This is a genomic window from Pseudomonas sp. URMO17WK12:I7 (assembly GCF_003269045.1).
Taxonomy (GTDB): domain Bacteria; phylum Pseudomonadota; class Gammaproteobacteria; order Pseudomonadales; family Pseudomonadaceae; genus Aquipseudomonas; species Aquipseudomonas putida_J.
The window spans coordinates 1-15765 of the sequence record NZ_QLTL01000032.1 but is presented as its reverse complement, the minus strand read 5'-3'; the positions used below and the strand labels follow the sequence as shown (position 1 = coordinate 15765).

General features: G+C 57.9%; 12 protein-coding genes, 1 tRNA gene and 1 pseudogene. All 14 read left to right on the top strand.

The genetic code is table 11. The features are described from left to right. A pseudogene (locus H040_RS26865) lies at window positions 1-111 on the top strand (EF-Tu/IF-2/RF-3 family GTPase); the annotation flags it as partial. Between the two features lie 54 nt (window positions 112-165). Then, a tRNA-Trp gene (locus H040_RS26860) sits at window positions 166-241 on the top strand. A gap of 44 nt (window positions 242-285) precedes the next feature. Next, entirely contained in the window at window positions 286-654 is a 369-nt protein-coding gene (gene secE, locus H040_RS26855; RefSeq protein WP_008089117.1) for a preprotein translocase subunit SecE, read from the top strand. Window positions 655-663: 9 nt separating this feature from the next. Continuing rightward, window positions 664-1197: a transcription termination/antitermination protein NusG gene (gene nusG, locus H040_RS26850; protein ID WP_003255501.1), complete on the top strand. Its 534-nt coding sequence runs from the start codon at window positions 664-666 to the stop codon at window positions 1195-1197. 119 nt (window positions 1198-1316) lie between these two features. After that, window positions 1317-1748, top strand: a complete 432-nt coding sequence (gene rplK / locus H040_RS26845; protein ID WP_003255500.1) for a 50S ribosomal protein L11 — start codon at window positions 1317-1319, stop codon at window positions 1746-1748. Further along, window positions 1748-2443: a 50S ribosomal protein L1 gene (rplA, locus tag H040_RS26840; protein ID WP_027919361.1), complete on the top strand. Its 696-nt coding sequence runs from the start codon at window positions 1748-1750 to the stop codon at window positions 2441-2443. Before rplK ends, rplA begins: the two co-directional genes overlap by 1 nt. Window positions 2444-2641: 198 nt before the next feature. Continuing rightward, window positions 2642-3142: a 50S ribosomal protein L10 gene (gene rplJ, locus H040_RS26835; protein WP_016715872.1), complete on the top strand. Its 501-nt coding sequence runs from the start codon at window positions 2642-2644 to the stop codon at window positions 3140-3142. A 78-nt stretch (window positions 3143-3220) separates the two neighbouring features. Next, window positions 3221-3586: a 50S ribosomal protein L7/L12 gene (gene rplL / locus H040_RS26830; protein WP_003255496.1), complete on the top strand. Its 366-nt coding sequence runs from the start codon at window positions 3221-3223 to the stop codon at window positions 3584-3586. A gap of 219 nt (window positions 3587-3805) precedes the next feature. Then, complete coding sequence (gene rpoB / locus H040_RS26825) at window positions 3806-7879, top strand: DNA-directed RNA polymerase subunit beta (protein ID WP_027919362.1); 4074 nt, start codon at window positions 3806-3808, stop codon at window positions 7877-7879. Between the two features lie 64 nt (window positions 7880-7943). Then, the gene (gene rpoC, locus H040_RS26820) at window positions 7944-12143 is read left to right on the top strand and encodes a DNA-directed RNA polymerase subunit beta' (RefSeq protein ID WP_027919363.1); all 4200 of its coding nucleotides are present in this window, start codon (window positions 7944-7946) and stop codon (window positions 12141-12143) included. Window positions 12144-12354: 211 nt separating this feature from the next. After that, window positions 12355-12726, top strand: a complete 372-nt coding sequence (gene rpsL, locus H040_RS26815; RefSeq protein ID WP_003255492.1) for a 30S ribosomal protein S12 — start codon at window positions 12355-12357, stop codon at window positions 12724-12726. A 106-nt stretch (window positions 12727-12832) separates the two neighbouring features. Beyond that, window positions 12833-13303 carry a 30S ribosomal protein S7 gene (rpsG, locus tag H040_RS26810; protein ID WP_003246741.1) on the top strand — a complete coding sequence of 157 codons (471 nt, stop codon included), beginning with the start codon at window positions 12833-12835 and terminating at the stop codon, window positions 13301-13303. Window positions 13304-13333: 30 nt separating this feature from the next. Further along, window positions 13334-15481, top strand: a complete 2148-nt coding sequence (gene fusA, locus H040_RS26805) for an elongation factor G (RefSeq protein WP_027919364.1) — start codon at window positions 13334-13336, stop codon at window positions 15479-15481. A gap of 27 nt (window positions 15482-15508) precedes the next feature. Next, a partial coding sequence (locus tag H040_RS26800; RefSeq protein ID WP_232251818.1) for a GTP-binding protein occupies window positions 15509-15765 on the top strand: 257 nt, incomplete at its 3' end.

Here is a 15765-nt window from a genome sequence, read left to right as displayed (position 1 = left end):
ATGACTGTTACCCTGATCAAGACCATCGCAATGGAAGACGGTCTGCGCTTCGCTATCCGTGAAGGCGGTCGTACCGTCGGCGCCGGCGTCGTAGCAAAAATTATTGAATAAGTAGTTGATTTACTTGATCAGGCCGGTATAATGGCCGGCCTGATGCAGCGTTACAGGTCAGTAGCTCAATTGGCAGAGCGACGGTCTCCAAAACCGTAGGTTGGGGGTTCGATTCCCTCCTGACCTGCCATTTCACCTCGGTGTGATGGCTTTCTTCTTACAGGATCCTCCTCGATGACCCCCAAAACTGAAGCCCAAGAATCGCGTTTTGATCTGTTCAAGTGGCTGGCTGTAGTGGCTTTGGTGGTTGTTGGTGTTGTGGGTAATCAATATTACTCCGCCTCCCCGATCCTGTACCGCGTCCTTGCACTTCTCGCCCTGGCTGCTGTCGCAGGCTTTGTAGCTCTGCAGACCGCGAAGGGTAAGTCGTTCTTTGCGTTGGCGAAGGAAGCTCGTACCGAGATCCGTAAAGTCGTGTGGCCGACCCGCCAGGAAACCACCCAGACCACGCTGATTGTCGTGGCTGTCGTGCTGGTTATGGCACTGCTGCTGTGGGGTCTTGATTCCCTGCTCGGCTGGGCGGTCTCCCTGATCGTTGGCTAAAGGTGTCCCGTGGCTAAGCGTTGGTATGTTGTGCATGCTTACTCGGGTTACGAGAAGCATGTAATGCGCTCCTTGATCGAGCGCGTGAAGCTGGCTGGCATGGAAGACGGTTTCGGCGAGATCCTGGTCCCGACCGAAGAAGTCGTCGAAATGCGCAACGGCCAGAAGCGCAAGAGTGAGCGTAAATTCTTCCCTGGCTATGTATTGGTCCAGATGGAGATGAACGAAGGGACCTGGCACTTGGTCAAGGACACCCCTCGTGTGATGGGCTTTATCGGCGGCACTGCAGACAAGCCTGCGCCGATTACCGATAAAGAAGCTGAGGCTATCCTGCGTCGCGTTGCTGATGGCAGTGACAAGCCGAAGCCGAAGACACTGTTCGAACCGGGTGAAGTGGTTCGAGTCATTGACGGTCCGTTCGCCGACTTCAATGGTAGTGTCGAAGAGGTTAACTACGAAAAGAGCCGTTTGCAGGTTGCAGTGCTCATTTTCGGTCGCTCTACTCCGGTGGAGCTCGAGTTCAGCCAGGTCGAAAAGGTCTAGGCGGACGAAGCATCCCATACCCCGCAGCCCTGTGTGCTGCGGGGTTTTGTCGTCACTGGGATAAAACGCAAGTCATCCGGGGAGCCATCAGGCGTTCGTACCCGATTTTGGAGTAGCTCATGGCTAAGAAGATTCAGGCTTACATCAAGCTGCAAGTTAAGGCCGGCCAGGCCAACCCAAGCCCACCCGTTGGTCCAGCACTGGGTCAACACGGTGTGAACATCATGGAGTTCTGCAAGGCCTTCAACGCCCGTACTCAGGGTCAAGAAGCCGGTCTGCCGACTCCAGTTATCATCACTGTCTACAGCGACCGTAGCTTCACCTTCGAGACCAAGAGCACCCCTGCCTCGGTTCTGCTGAAGAAAGCTGCTGGCCTGACCAGTGGTTCGGCTCGCCCGAACACCGTTAAAGTCGGTACTGTTACCCGTGCTCAGCTGGAAGACATCGCCAAAGCTAAACAGGCTGATCTGACTGCCGCTGACCTGGACGCAGCTGTACGCACCATCGCTGGCTCTGCCCGCAGCATGGGCCTGAACGTGGAGGGTGTGTAATGGCTAAGCTGACCAAGCGCCAAAAGGCAATCGCCGAGAAGATCGAAGCAGGCAAGGCCTACAACTTCGAAGAAGCCGCAACCCTGCTCGCTTCGCTGCCGGCTGCCAAATTCGTAGAGTCCTACGACATCGCCGTTAACCTCGGTGTTGACCCGCGTAAATCCGACCAGGTCGTTCGTAGCGCTACCGTGCTGCCACACGGCACTGGCAAGACCGTACGCGTTGCCGTCTTCACTCAGGGTCCAGCTGCTGAAGCCGCTCTGGCTGCCGGCGCTGATCGCGTAGGTATGGACGATCTGGCTGCCGAAATGAAAGGCGGCGACCTGAACTATGACGTCGTCATCGCATCGCCTGATGCCATGCGCGTTGTAGGTCAGCTGGGTCAGGTTCTGGGTCCTCGCGGCCTGATGCCTAACCCGAAAGTAGGTACCGTGACCCCAGACGTAGCCGGCGCTGTCAAAAACGCCAAGGCTGGTCAGGTTCGCTACCGTACCGACAAAAACGGTATCATCCACACCTCCGTTGGCAAAATCGGCTTCGAAGCTGACAAGCTGAAGGAAAACGTTGAAGCCCTGATCGCTGACCTGAAGCGTATCAAGCCGGCTTCTTCGAAAGGTATCTACGTCAAGCGCGTTACCCTGAGCACCACCATGGGCCCAGGTCTGATCATCGATCAGAGCTCGCTGAACGTGTAAGAACATGGTGGCGCGACTTGTCGCGCCACCAGCAAAAATTGGGGTCCCTGCCTGGCGGGGGCTATCCAAGACCGTAGGCGGCGCAAGCCTTAAAACCCCAGCCCACGCAGATGGTGCTCCCGATTCGTTTACCGAATCAGACACCAAAACGACATCCGGCTTCGGCCAGATGAAACGGTAAAAACCAGGAGTAAACCCGTGGCAATTAAACTCGAAGACAAGAAGGCCATCGTCGCTGAAGTCAACGAGGCTGCCAAAGTCGCTCTGTCCGCTGTCGTGGCCGATGCCCGTGGTGTGACTGTAAGCGCAATGACCGGACTCCGTAAAGAGGCCCGCGAAGCTGGCGTATACGTACGTGTCGTACGTAACACCCTGCTCAAGCGCGCTGTTGAAGGCACCGAATTTTCGATCCTCAACGACGCGTTCAAAGGCCCGACCCTGATTGCTTTCTCCAACGAACACCCGGGCGCTGCTGCTCGTCTGTTCAAAGAGTTCGCCAAGGGTCAGGACAAGTTCGAGATCAAGGCAGCTGCGTTTGACGGCAATTTCATTGCAGCGAACCAGATCGACGTGTTGGCTACCCTGCCGACCCGCGACGAAGCTATTGCGAAACTGATGAGCGTGATCCAAGGCGCTACCAGCAAGCTGGCTCGTACTCTGGCAGCCATTCGCGACCAGAAAGAAGCTACCGCTGCCTAAGGCACGCGAAATTCTTTCAAAATCATACGTTTAATTTGATGGCTGCGTAGGCCTTCACCCCAATACAGGATTTAAGTCATGTCTCTGACTAACGAACAAATCATCGAAGCAATCGGCCAGAAAACCGTTCTGGAAGTTGTTGAGCTGATCAAAGCGATGGAAGAAACCTTCGGCGTTACCGCTGCTGTTGCCGCTGCTGGCCCAGCTGCTGCTGCTGCCGTTGTTGAAGAGCAGACCGAGTTCAACGTTGTTCTGGTTGAAGCCGGCGACAAGAAAGTGAACGTGATCAAAGCCGTTCGCGAACTGACCGGTCTGGGCCTGAAAGAAGCCAAAGAGAAAGTCGATGGCGCTCCTCAGGTTGTAGCTGAAGGCGTTTCGAAAGAAGCCGCTGAAGACGCTAAGAAGAAGCTGGAAGAAGCAGGCGCTAAAGTCGAGCTGAAGTAATTTCGACTTTGCGATGCCAGCCTGAGCGTTGAGCGAAAGGCTGATGGCTGGTGGCTTATGCCACCGGCCTTTTTCCGTTATTGGTGGCTGGTCAATCCGGCCCCGATAACACGCTGCAAGACACCCATGTGGGTGCGCAAACCAAGGGGTTTGCACGATTTTCTGGCTGCTCCCGCCGGGAGAAGCCAAACAAGCAGGTGACCAAGCTGGGGAACGCTGATGGCTTACTCATACACTGAGAAAAAACGTATCCGCAAGGACTTTAGCAAGTTGCCGGACGTCATGGATGTGCCATATCTTCTGGCCATCCAGCTGGATTCGTATCGCGAATTCCTGCAAGCGGGAGCATCCAAGGATCAGTTCCGTGACGTCGGCCTGCACGCGGCCTTCAAGTCGGTATTCCCGATCATCAGCTACTCCGGCAATGCTGCCCTGGAGTACGTAGGCTACCGCCTGGGCGATCCCGCCTTCGATGTGAAGGAATGTGTCCTGCGTGGCGTGACCTTCGCGGTCCCACTGCGGGTCAAGGTGCGCCTGATCATCTTCGACAAGGAATCGTCGAACAAAGCGATCAAGGACATCAAAGAGCAAGAAGTCTACATGGGTGAAATCCCCCTGATGACTGAGAACGGTACCTTCGTTATCAACGGTACCGAACGAGTAATCGTTTCCCAGCTGCACCGTTCGCCTGGTGTGTTCTTCGACCACGACCGTGGCAAGACACACAGCTCCGGCAAGCTGCTGTACTCCGCTCGCATCATCCCTTACCGCGGTTCGTGGCTGGACTTCGAGTTCGACCCGAAAGACTGCGTGTTCGTACGTATCGACCGTCGCCGCAAACTGCCGGCGTCGGTGTTGCTGCGTGCGCTGGGTTACAGCACGGAAGAAGTACTCAACACCTTCTACACCACCAACGTGTTCCACATTTCCGGCGAAAAACTCAGCCTGGAACTGGTGCCTCAGCGTCTGCGTGGTGAAGTCGCGGTCATGGACATCCATGACGACAGCGGCAAGGTCATCGTCGAGCAGGGCCGCCGTATTACCGCGCGCCATGTCAATCAGCTCGAGAAGGCCGGTGTCAACCAGCTGGACGTGCCGATGGAATACGTCCTCGGTCGCACCACCGCCAAGGCCATCGTTCACCCGGCCACCGGCGAGATCCTGGCCGAGTGCAATACCGAGCTGACCACCGAGCTGCTGATCAAGATCGCCAAGGCTCAGGTCGTCCGCATCGAGACCCTGTACACCAACGACATCGACTGCGGTCCGTTCATCTCGGATACCCTGAAGATCGACACTACCAGCAACCAGCTGGAAGCCCTGGTCGAGATCTACCGCATGATGCGTCCAGGCGAGCCGCCGACCAAGGATGCTGCCGAGACCCTGTTCAACAACCTGTTCTTCAGCGCCGAGCGTTACGACCTGTCCGCCGTTGGCCGCATGAAGTTCAACCGTCGTATCGGTCGCACCGAGATCGAAGGTTCGGGCGTGCTGAGCAAGGAAGACATCGTCGAGGTTCTGAAGACCCTGGTCGATATCCGTAACGGCAAAGGCATCGTCGACGACATCGACCACCTGGGTAACCGTCGCGTTCGTTGCGTCGGCGAGATGGCCGAGAACCAGTTCCGCGTTGGCCTGGTACGTGTTGAGCGTGCGGTCAAGGAGCGTCTGTCGATGGCCGAAAGCGAAGGCCTGATGCCGCAAGACCTGATCAACGCCAAGCCGGTAGCGGCGGCGGTGAAAGAGTTCTTCGGTTCCAGCCAGCTTTCGCAGTTCATGGACCAGAACAACCCGCTCTCCGAGATCACCCACAAGCGCCGCGTCTCTGCACTCGGCCCTGGTGGTCTGACCCGTGAGCGCGCCGGCTTCGAAGTCCGTGACGTACACCCGACCCACTACGGCCGCGTGTGCCCGATCGAGACCCCTGAAGGTCCGAACATCGGTCTGATCAACTCCCTGGCAGCCTATGCCCGCACCAACCAGTACGGCTTCCTCGAAAGCCCGTATCGCGTGGTGAAGGAAGGCGTGGTCAGCGATGACATCGTGTTCCTGTCTGCCATCGAAGAAGCGGATCACGTGATCGCCCAGGCTTCGGCCGCGATGAACGACAAGAAGCAGCTGATCGATGAGCTGGTAGCGGTTCGTCACCTGAACGAATTCACCGTCAAGGCGCCGGAAGACGTCACCCTGATGGACGTTTCGCCGAAGCAGGTTGTTTCTGTCGCTGCGTCGCTGATTCCGTTCCTCGAGCACGACGACGCCAACCGTGCATTGATGGGTTCGAACATGCAGCGCCAAGCTGTACCAACCCTGCGTGCCGACAAGCCGCTGGTCGGTACCGGCATGGAGCGCAACGTTGCCCGTGACTCCGGTGTCTGCGTGGTTGCTCGCCGCGGTGGTGTGATCGACTCGGTCGACGCCAGCCGTATCGTCGTTCGCGTTGCCGATGACGAAGTCGAGACCGGTGAAGCCGGTGTGGATATCTACAACCTGACCAAGTACACCCGTTCTAACCAGAACACCTGCATCAACCAGCGTCCGCTGGTAAGCAAGGGTGACAAGGTTCAGCGTGGCGACATCATGGCCGACGGCCCGTCCACCGACATGGGTGAACTGGCACTGGGTCAGAACATGCGCATCGCGTTCATGGCGTGGAACGGCTTCAACTTCGAAGACTCCATCTGCCTGTCCGAGCGTGTGGTTCAGGAAGACCGCTTCACCACCATCCACATTCAGGAACTGACCTGTGTGGCGCGTGACACCAAGCTTGGCCCAGAGGAAATCACTGCGGACATCCCGAACGTGGGTGAAGCCGCTCTGAACAAGCTGGACGAAGCCGGTATTGTTTACGTAGGTGCTGAAGTCGGCGCTGGCGACATCCTGGTCGGCAAGGTCACGCCAAAAGGCGAAACCCAGCTGACCCCGGAAGAAAAACTGCTGCGCGCAATCTTCGGTGAGAAGGCCAGCGACGTTAAAGACACCTCCCTGCGCGTACCGACCGGTACCAAGGGTACTGTTATCGACGTACAGGTCTTCACCCGTGATGGCGTAGAGCGCGACAGCCGCGCCCTGTCCATCGAGAAGATGCAGCTGGACGAGATCCGCAAGGACCTCAACGAAGAGTTCCGCATCGTCGAAGGTGCAACCTTCGAGCGTCTGCGTGCTGCCCTGAACGGCCAGGTGGTCGACGGTGGCGCGGGCCTGAAAAAAGGCACCGTGATCACTGACGAAGTGCTGGACGGTCTGGAGCACGGCCAGTGGTTCAAACTGCGCATGGCCGAAGATGCACTGAACGAGCAGCTGGAAAAGGCTCAGCAGTACATCGTCGATCGCCGTCGCCTGCTGGACGACAAGTTCGAAGACAAGAAGCGCAAGCTGCAGCAGGGCGATGACCTGGCTCCAGGCGTACTGAAGATCGTCAAGGTCTACCTGGCAATCCGCCGTCGCATCCAGCCGGGTGACAAGATGGCCGGTCGTCACGGTAACAAGGGTGTCGTCTCGGTAATCATGCCGGTAGAAGACATGCCGCACGACGCCAACGGTACTCCGGTCGACGTCGTACTGAACCCGCTGGGCGTACCTTCGCGTATGAACGTTGGTCAGATCCTTGAAACCCACCTGGGCCTCGCGGCCAAAGGCCTGGGCGAGAAGATCGACCGCATGATCGAAGAGCAGCGTAAAGCCGCTGAACTGCGTACCTTCCTCACCGAGATCTACAACGAGATCGGTGGTCGTCAGGAGAGCCTGGAAGAGTTCACCGACGAAGAGATCATCGCCCTGGCGAACAACCTGAAGAAAGGCGTGCCGATGGCCACCCCAGTCTTCGACGGTGCCAAGGAGCGTGAGATCAAGGCCATGCTGAAACTGGCAGACCTGCCAGAAAGCGGCCAGATGGTGCTGTTCGACGGCCGTACCGGCAACAAGTTCGAGCGTCCTGTGACCGTTGGTTACATGTACATGCTCAAGCTGAACCACTTGGTGGACGACAAGATGCACGCGCGTTCCACTGGTTCCTACAGCCTGGTTACCCAGCAGCCGCTGGGTGGTAAGGCGCAGTTCGGTGGTCAGCGTTTCGGGGAGATGGAAGTGTGGGCGCTGGAAGCATACGGCGCGGCATACACCCTGCAAGAAATGCTCACAGTGAAGTCGGACGACGTGAACGGCCGTACCAAGATGTACAAGAACATCGTGGATGGCGATCACCGTATGGAGCCGGGCATGCCCGAGTCCTTCAACGTGTTGATCAAAGAGATCCGTTCGCTCGGTATCGATATCGATCTGGAAACCGAATAACACGTGACGCGAAGGGGAGTGGGGCAGGTAATGCCCGCTCCCTGCTCCGCCAGGAGGAAAGGCCTTGAAAGACCTACTGAATTTGCTGAAAAACCAGGGTCAAGTCGAAGAGTTCGACGCCATCCGCATCGGTCTGGCGTCGCCTGAAATGATCCGTTCGTGGTCGTTCGGTGAAGTTAAGAAGCCGGAAACCATCAACTACCGTACGTTCAAGCCTGAGCGTGACGGCCTTTTCTGCGCCAAGATCTTTGGCCCAGTCAAGGACTACGAGTGCCTGTGCGGCAAGTACAAGCGCCTCAAGCACCGCGGTGTGATCTGCGAGAAGTGCGGCGTTGAAGTTGCCCTGGCCAAGGTTCGTCGTGAGCGCATGGCGCACATCGAACTGGCCTCGCCGGTTGCCCACATCTGGTTCCTGAAGTCGCTGCCGTCCCGTATCGGCCTGCTGATGGACATGACCCTGCGTGACATCGAGCGCGTGCTCTACTTCGAGAGCTACGTCGTGATCGATCCGGGCATGACCACCCTCGAGAAGGGTCAGCTGCTCAACGACGAGCAGTACTTCGAAGCGCTGGAAGAGTTCGGTGACGACTTCGACGCCCGCATGGGTGCCGAGGCTGTCCGTGAGCTGCTGCACGCTATCGACCTGGAGCACGAGATCGGCCGCCTGCGCGAAGAGATTCCGCAGACCAACTCGGAAACCAAGATCAAGAAGCTGTCCAAGCGCCTGAAGCTGATGGAAGCTTTCCAGGGCTCGGGCAACCTGCCTGAGTGGATGGTCCTGACCGTCCTGCCAGTGCTGCCGCCGGACCTGCGTCCGCTGGTTCCGCTGGATGGTGGCCGCTTCGCGACTTCCGACCTGAACGACCTGTATCGTCGGGTGATCAACCGTAACAACCGTCTGAAGCGCCTGCTCGATCTGTCGGCGCCGGACATCATCGTGCGCAACGAAAAGCGCATGCTGCAGGAAGCGGTTGACGCCCTGCTGGACAACGGCCGTCGCGGTCGCGCCATCACTGGCTCGAACAAGCGTCCGCTGAAGTCTCTGGCCGACATGATCAAAGGTAAGCAAGGTCGCTTCCGTCAGAACTTGCTCGGTAAGCGTGTGGACTACTCCGGCCGTTCGGTAATTACCGTAGGCCCGACCCTGCGTCTGCACCAGTGCGGTCTGCCGAAGAAGATGGCCCTCGAGCTGTTCAAGCCGTTCATTTTCGGCAAGCTGGAGATGCGTGGTCTGGCGACCACCATCAAGGCTGCCAAGAAGATGGTCGAGCGCGAGCTGCCAGAGGTGTGGGACGTGCTCGCCGAGGTGATCCGCGAACACCCCGTACTGCTCAACCGTGCACCGACGCTGCACCGTCTGGGTATCCAAGCCTTTGAGCCGGTTCTGATCGAAGGTAAGGCTATCCAGCTGCACCCGCTGGTCTGTGCCGCGTACAACGCCGACTTCGACGGTGACCAGATGGCCGTCCACGTGCCGCTGACGCTGGAAGCCCAGCTCGAAGCGCGCGCGCTGATGATGTCGACCAACAATATCCTGTCGCCAGCCAACGGTGAGCCAATCATCGTTCCGTCGCAGGACGTTGTACTGGGTCTGTACTACATGACCCGTGAAGCCATCAATGCCAAGGGCGAAGGTCGCGTGTTTGCCGACCTGCAGGAAGTCGACCGCGTATTCCGCGCCGGCGAAGCTGCCCTGCACGCGAAAATCAAGGTTCGTATCAACGAAACCGTGAAAGACCGCGATGGCAGCATCACCAAGAACACCCGCATCGTCGACACCACTGTCGGCCGTGCGCTGTTGTTCCAGGTTGTACCGGCAGGTCTGCCGTACGACGTGGTCAACCAGCCGATGAAGAAAAAGGCGATCTCCAAGCTGATCAACCAGTGCTACCGCGTGGTTGGTCTGAAAGAGACCGTCATCTTCGCCGACCAGCTGATGTACACCGGTTTCGCTTACTCGACCATTTCCGGCGTTTCCATCGGTGTTAACGACTTCGTTATCCCGGACGAGAAAGCCCGCATCATCGGTAACGCTACCGACGAAGTGAAGGAAATCGAGAGCCAGTACGCCTCCGGCCTGGTAACCCAGGGCGAGAAGTACAACAAGGTCATCGACTTGTGGTCGAAGGCGAACGACGAAGTGTCCAAGGCGATGATGGCCAACCTCTCGAAAGAGAAGGTCATCGACCGTGAGGGCAATGAAGTCGATCAAGAGTCCTTCAACTCGATGTACATGATGGCTGACTCGGGTGCGCGGGGTTCCGCAGCCCAGATCCGTCAGCTGGCCGGTATGCGTGGCCTGATGGCCAAGCCGGACGGCTCGATCATCGAGACGCCGATCACCGCGAACTTCCGTGAAGGCCTGAGCGTACTCCAGTACTTCATCTCGACTCACGGTGCTCGTAAGGGTCTGGCGGATACCGCACTGAAGACTGCGAACTCCGGTTACCTGACCCGTCGTCTGGTAGACGTTGCCCAGGATCTGGTGGTTACCGAGATCGACTGCGGTACCGACCAGGGCCTGCTGATGACCCCGCACATCGAAGGCGGCGACGTTGTAGAGCCGCTGGGTGAGCGCGTACTGGGTCGTGTCATTGCCCGTGACGTGTTCAAGCCAGGCACCGAGGACGTCATCGTTCCAGCCGGTACCTTGGTCGACGAGCAGTGGGTAGAGTTCATCGAGCTGAACAGCATCGACGAAGTGATCGTGCGTTCGCCGATCAACTGCGAAACCCGCTTCGGTATTTGCGCCAAGTGCTACGGTCGCGACCTGGCTCGCGGTCACCAGGTGAACATCGGTGAAGCTGTCGGCGTTATCGCTGCGCAGTCGATCGGTGAGCCGGGTACCCAGCTGACCATGCGTACGTTCCACATCGGTGGTGCTGCAAGCCGTACCTCGGCTGCCGACAGCGTCCAGGTGAAGAACGGCGGTATGGTGCGTCTGCACAACCTGAAGCAGGTCGAGCGCGCCGACGGCAACCTGGTTGCCGTATCCCGTTCGGGTGAGCTGGCCATTGCCGACGAATTCGGTCGTGAGCGTGAGCGTTACAAGCTGCCTTACGGTGCGGTGATTTCGGTCAAGGAAGGTGACAAGGTCGAAGCTGGCGCAATCGTCGCCAAGTGGGACCCGCACACCCACCCGATCGTTACCGAACTGAAAGGTACCGTGACCTTCGTGGGCATGGAAGAAAACATCACCATCAAGCGTCAGACTGATGAGCTGACCGGCTTGACCAACATTGAAGTGCTGGACGTCAAGGATCGCCCTGCCGCAGGCAAGGAAATCCGTCCGGCAATCAAGATGGTCGATGCCGCTGGCAAGGACCTGTACCTGCCAGGTACCGATGTACCGGCACAGTACTTCCTGCCGGCCAACGCCCTCGTGGGTGTGGCTGACGGTGCCCAGATCGGTGTTGGTGACGTTATCGCGCGTATCCCGCAAGAAACGTCGAAGACCCGTGACATCACCGGTGGTCTGCCGCGCGTTGCCGACCTGTTCGAAGCGCGCCGTCCGAAAGAAGCCTCGATTCTGGCTGAAGTCAGCGGCACCATCGCGTTCGGTAAAGAGACCAAGGGCAAGCGTCGTCTGGTCATCACTCCGACCGACGGTAGCGATCCGTACGAAGAGCTGATTCCGAAGTGGCGCCACCTGAACGTCTTCGAAGGCGAACAGGTAAACCGCGGCGAAGTTATCTCCGACGGCCCGAGCGATCCGCACGACATCCTGCGTCTGCTGGGTGTGAGCGCGCTGGCGAAGTACATCGTCAACGAGATCCAGGACGTCTACCGTCTGCAAGGCGTTAAGATCAACGACAAGCACATCGAGACCATCCTGCGTCAGATGCTGCGCAAGGTCGAGATCGCCGAGTCGGGTGATTCCAGCTTCATCAAGGGCGACCAGATGGAACTGACCCAGGTGCTGATGGAAAACGAGCGCCTGGCAGCGGAAGACAAGTTCATCTCCAAGTACACCCGTGTACTGCTGGGTATCACCAAGGCCTCGCTGTCGACCGAGTCGTTCATCTCCGCGGCTTCCTTCCAGGAAACCACCCGCGTACTGACCGAAGCGGCTGTAACCGGCAAGCGCGACTACCTGCGCGGCCTGAAAGAGAACGTGGTCGTGGGTCGTCTGATCCCGGCCGGTACTGGTCTGGCCTACCACAGCGAGCGCAAGCGTCGCCGTGATGCCGACAAACCGCTGCGTGTAAGCGCCAGTGAGGTGGAAGCCGCACTGACCGAAGCGCTGAATTCCAGCGGTAACTAAGTACAGGGCAGGGCCCCGGCAAGCCTCGAACGACCCTCGGCGACATAAAATGTTGCCGATGATCGGGCGAGGAGGGCCGGGGCCTCGTCTTGACTGGGTGCAAGATCCTCCGTAGACTTTTGTACCCTTAAATTTGGTGAGGCTCCGTCTCGCCAATTTTTGGCTTTCTTGCAAGACAATAGAGTCGCAAGACAATCAGTGGAGCTAGTAGATGGCAACTATCAACCAGCTGGTACGTCAGCCGCGTAAGCGTTCGGTCGAGAAGTCCGACGTTCCTGCGCTGCAGAACTGCCCGCAGCGTCGTGGCGTGTGCACCCGTGTGTACACCACCACGCCGAAAAAACCTAACTCGGCACTGCGTAAAGTATGCCGTGTGCGTCTGACCAACGGTTTCGAGGTTTCCTCGTACATCGGTGGTGAAGGCCACAACCTGCAAGAGCACAGCGTCGTCCTGATCCGTGGCGGCCGTGTAAAAGACTTGCCAGGTGTTCGTTACCACACCGTTCGCGGCTCTCTGGATACTTCGGGCGTTAAAGGCCGTAACCAGGGTCGTTCGAAATACGGTACCAAGCGTCCGAAGTAATCGGCCGTTTGCAGACATCCATTTTTTTGAGTCGATAAGAGTAAGGTCGGGCAGGGGTCGCAGACCCACGTCCCGGGCTAACCTGAAGACCGTTTGAGGGCTTATCATGCCAAGACGTCGTGTAGCAGCAAAACGTGAGATCCTTGACGATCCGAAGTACGGATCCCAGATCCTCGCCAAGTTCATGAACCACGTGATGGAAAGCGGCAAGAAGGCCGTAGCCGAGCGCATCGTTTACGGTGCTCTGGATACCGTCAAAGCACGCAAGAACAGCGACCCCCTGGAAATCTTCGAGAAAGCTCTCGACGCCATCGCTCCGCTGGTCGAAGTAAAGTCCCGTCGTGTCGGCGGTGCCACTTACCAGGTTCCGGTTGAAGTTCGTCCATCCCGTCGTAACGCTCTGGCAATGCGCTGGCTCGTAGACTACGCCCGCAAGCGCGGCGAGAAGTCGATGGCTCTGCGCCTGGCCGGTGAGCTGCTGGATGCTGCCGAAGGCAAAGGTGCTGCAGTCAAGAAGCGTGAAGACGTGCACCGTATGGCAGAAGCCAACAAAGCGTTCTCGCACTACCGCTTCTAATTCAAGCATCAATCATTTTGCGAGGGCTTTATGGCTCGTACTACAGCTATTAACCGCTACCGTAACATCGGTATCTGTGCTCACGTTGACGCGGGCAAGACTACCACTACCGAGCGGATCCTGTTCTACACAGGTCTGAGCCACAAGATGGGCGAGGTGCATGACGGCGCCGCGACCACTGACTGGATGGTGCAGGAGCAGGAGCGGGGTATCACCATTACCTCCGCTGCCGTTACCACCTTCTGGAAAGGTTCCCGTGGTCAGTACGACAACTACCGCGTAAACGTCATCGATACCCCTGGCCACGTTGACTTCACCATTGAAGTAGAGCGTTCGCTGCGTGTACTCGACGGCGCGGTCGTTGTGTTCTGCGGTACCTCCGGCGTTGAGCCGCAGTCCGAAACCGTATGGCGTCAGGCCAACAAGTACGGCGTTCCACGTGTTGTCTACGTGAACAAGATGGACCGTGCTGGTGCCAACTTCCTGCGCGTTATTGGTCAGATCAAGAACCGTCTGGGTCACACCCCGGTTCCGGTCCAGCTGGCTATCGGTGCAGAAGATGACTTCCAGGGTCAGGTTGACCTGATCAAGATGAAAGCCATCTACTGGAACGATGACGATAAAGGCACCACCTATCGCGAGGAAGAAATTCCTGCCGATATGCTGGAGCTGGCTGAAGAGTGGCGCTCCAACATGGTTGAAGCGGCTGCCGAGTCCAGCGAAGAGCTGATGAACAAGTATCTGGAAGGCGAAGAGCTGACCGTCGAAGAGATCAAAGCCGGTCTGCGCGCGCGCACCCTGGCCAGCGAGATCGTTCCGGCTGTCTGCGGTTCGTCGTTCAAGAACAAGGGTGTTCCCCTGGTTCTGGACGCCGTTATCGACTTCCTGCCTGCTCCGACCGAAATCCCGGCGATCAAGGGTATCCACCCTGACCTGATCGACACGCCGAAGGATGAAGTCAAGCCAGAGCAGTACGATGAGCGTCCTGCTGACGACAACGAGCCGTTCTCGGCCTTGGCGTTCAAGATTGCCACCGACCCGTTCGTGGGCACTCTGACCTTCGTCCGCGTCTACTCGGGCTTCCTGACCTCCGGTGACTCCGTCATCAACTCGGTCAAGGGCAAGAAAGAGCGCGTTGGCCGTATGGTGCAGATGCACGCCAACCAGCGTGAAGAGATCAAAGAAGTGCGCGCTGGCGACATCGCTGCTCTGATCGGCATGAAGGACGTCACCACCGGTGACACCCTGTGCAACGCCGACAAGCCGATCATCCTCGAGCGTATGGACTTCCCTGAGCCGGTAATTTCGCTCTCCGTAGAGCCGAAAACCAAGGCTGACCAGGAGAAGATGGGTATCGCTCTGGGCAAGCTGGCCCAGGAAGACCCGTCGTTCCGCGTCAAGACCGACGAAGAAACCGGCCAGACCATCATCTCCGGTATGGGTGAGCTGCACCTGGACATCCTCGTTGACCGCATGAAGCGCGAGTTCAACGTCGAGTGCAACGTCGGCAAGCCGCAGGTTTCGTACCGCGAGAAGATCACCAAGTCCAACGTCGAGATCGAAGGCAAGTTCGTTCGTCAGTCGGGTGGTCGTGGTCAGTTCGGTCACTGCTGGATCCGTTTCTCGGAGCCGGACGTGGACGAAAAGGGCAACATCACCGAAGGTCTGGTGTTCACCAACGAAGTCGTTGGTGGTGTGATTCCTAAGGAATTCATCGCCCCGATCCAGAAGGGTATCGAAGAGCAGATGAAAAACGGCGTTGTTGCCGGCTATCCGCTGCTCGGCCTGAAGGCTACGGTATTCGACGGTTCGTACCACGACGTCGACTCCAACGAAATGGCGTTCAAGATCGCCGCTTCGATGGCGACCAAGCAACTGGCCCAGAAGGGCGGTGGTGTGGTGCTTGAGCCGATCATGAAGGTCGAAGTTGTAACCCCGGAAGAATACCTGGGTGACGTGATGGGTGACCTGAGCCGTCGTCGCGGGATGATCCAGGGTAATGAAGACTCGGTGTCCGGCAAGGTAATCACTGCTGAGGTACCGCTCGGAGAGATGTTCGGTTACGCAACCGACGTTCGTTCCATGTCTCAGGGTCGCGCAAGCTACTCCATGGAATTCTCCAAATACGCCGAAGCTCCGTCGAACATCGTCGAAGCACTCGTTAAAAAACAAGGCTAATCCCCTTTAGGCAAGAGGTTCACTGTCGTGGCTAAAGAAAAATTTGATCGTTCCCTTCCCCACGTTAACGTCGGCACCATCGGCCACGTTGACCACGGTAAGACCACTCTGACCGCAGCTCTGACTCGCGTCTGCTCCGAAGTTTTCGGTTCGGCCGTCGTTGAGTTCGACAAGATCGACTCGGCTCCGGAAGAAAAAGCACGCGGTATCACCATCAACACCGCTCACGTCGAGTACAACTCGAACATTCGTCACTACGCTCACGTTGACTGCCCAGGTCACGC

Coding starts and splice junctions, on each gene's coding strand:
- secE (WP_008089117.1), top strand. CDS start 286: ATGACCCCCAAAACTGAAGCCCAAGAATCGCGTTTTGATCTGTTCAAG.
- rplK (WP_003255500.1), top strand. CDS start 1,317: ATGGCTAAGAAGATTCAGGCTTACATCAAGCTGCAAGTTAAGGCCGGC.
- rplA (WP_027919361.1), top strand. CDS start 1,748: ATGGCTAAGCTGACCAAGCGCCAAAAGGCAATCGCCGAGAAGATCGAA.
- rplL (WP_003255496.1), top strand. CDS start 3,221: ATGTCTCTGACTAACGAACAAATCATCGAAGCAATCGGCCAGAAAACC.
- rpoB (WP_027919362.1), top strand. CDS start 3,806: ATGGCTTACTCATACACTGAGAAAAAACGTATCCGCAAGGACTTTAGC.
- rpsL (WP_003255492.1), top strand. CDS start 12,355: ATGGCAACTATCAACCAGCTGGTACGTCAGCCGCGTAAGCGTTCGGTC.
- rpsG (WP_003246741.1), top strand. CDS start 12,833: ATGCCAAGACGTCGTGTAGCAGCAAAACGTGAGATCCTTGACGATCCG.
- fusA (WP_027919364.1), top strand. CDS start 13,334: ATGGCTCGTACTACAGCTATTAACCGCTACCGTAACATCGGTATCTGT.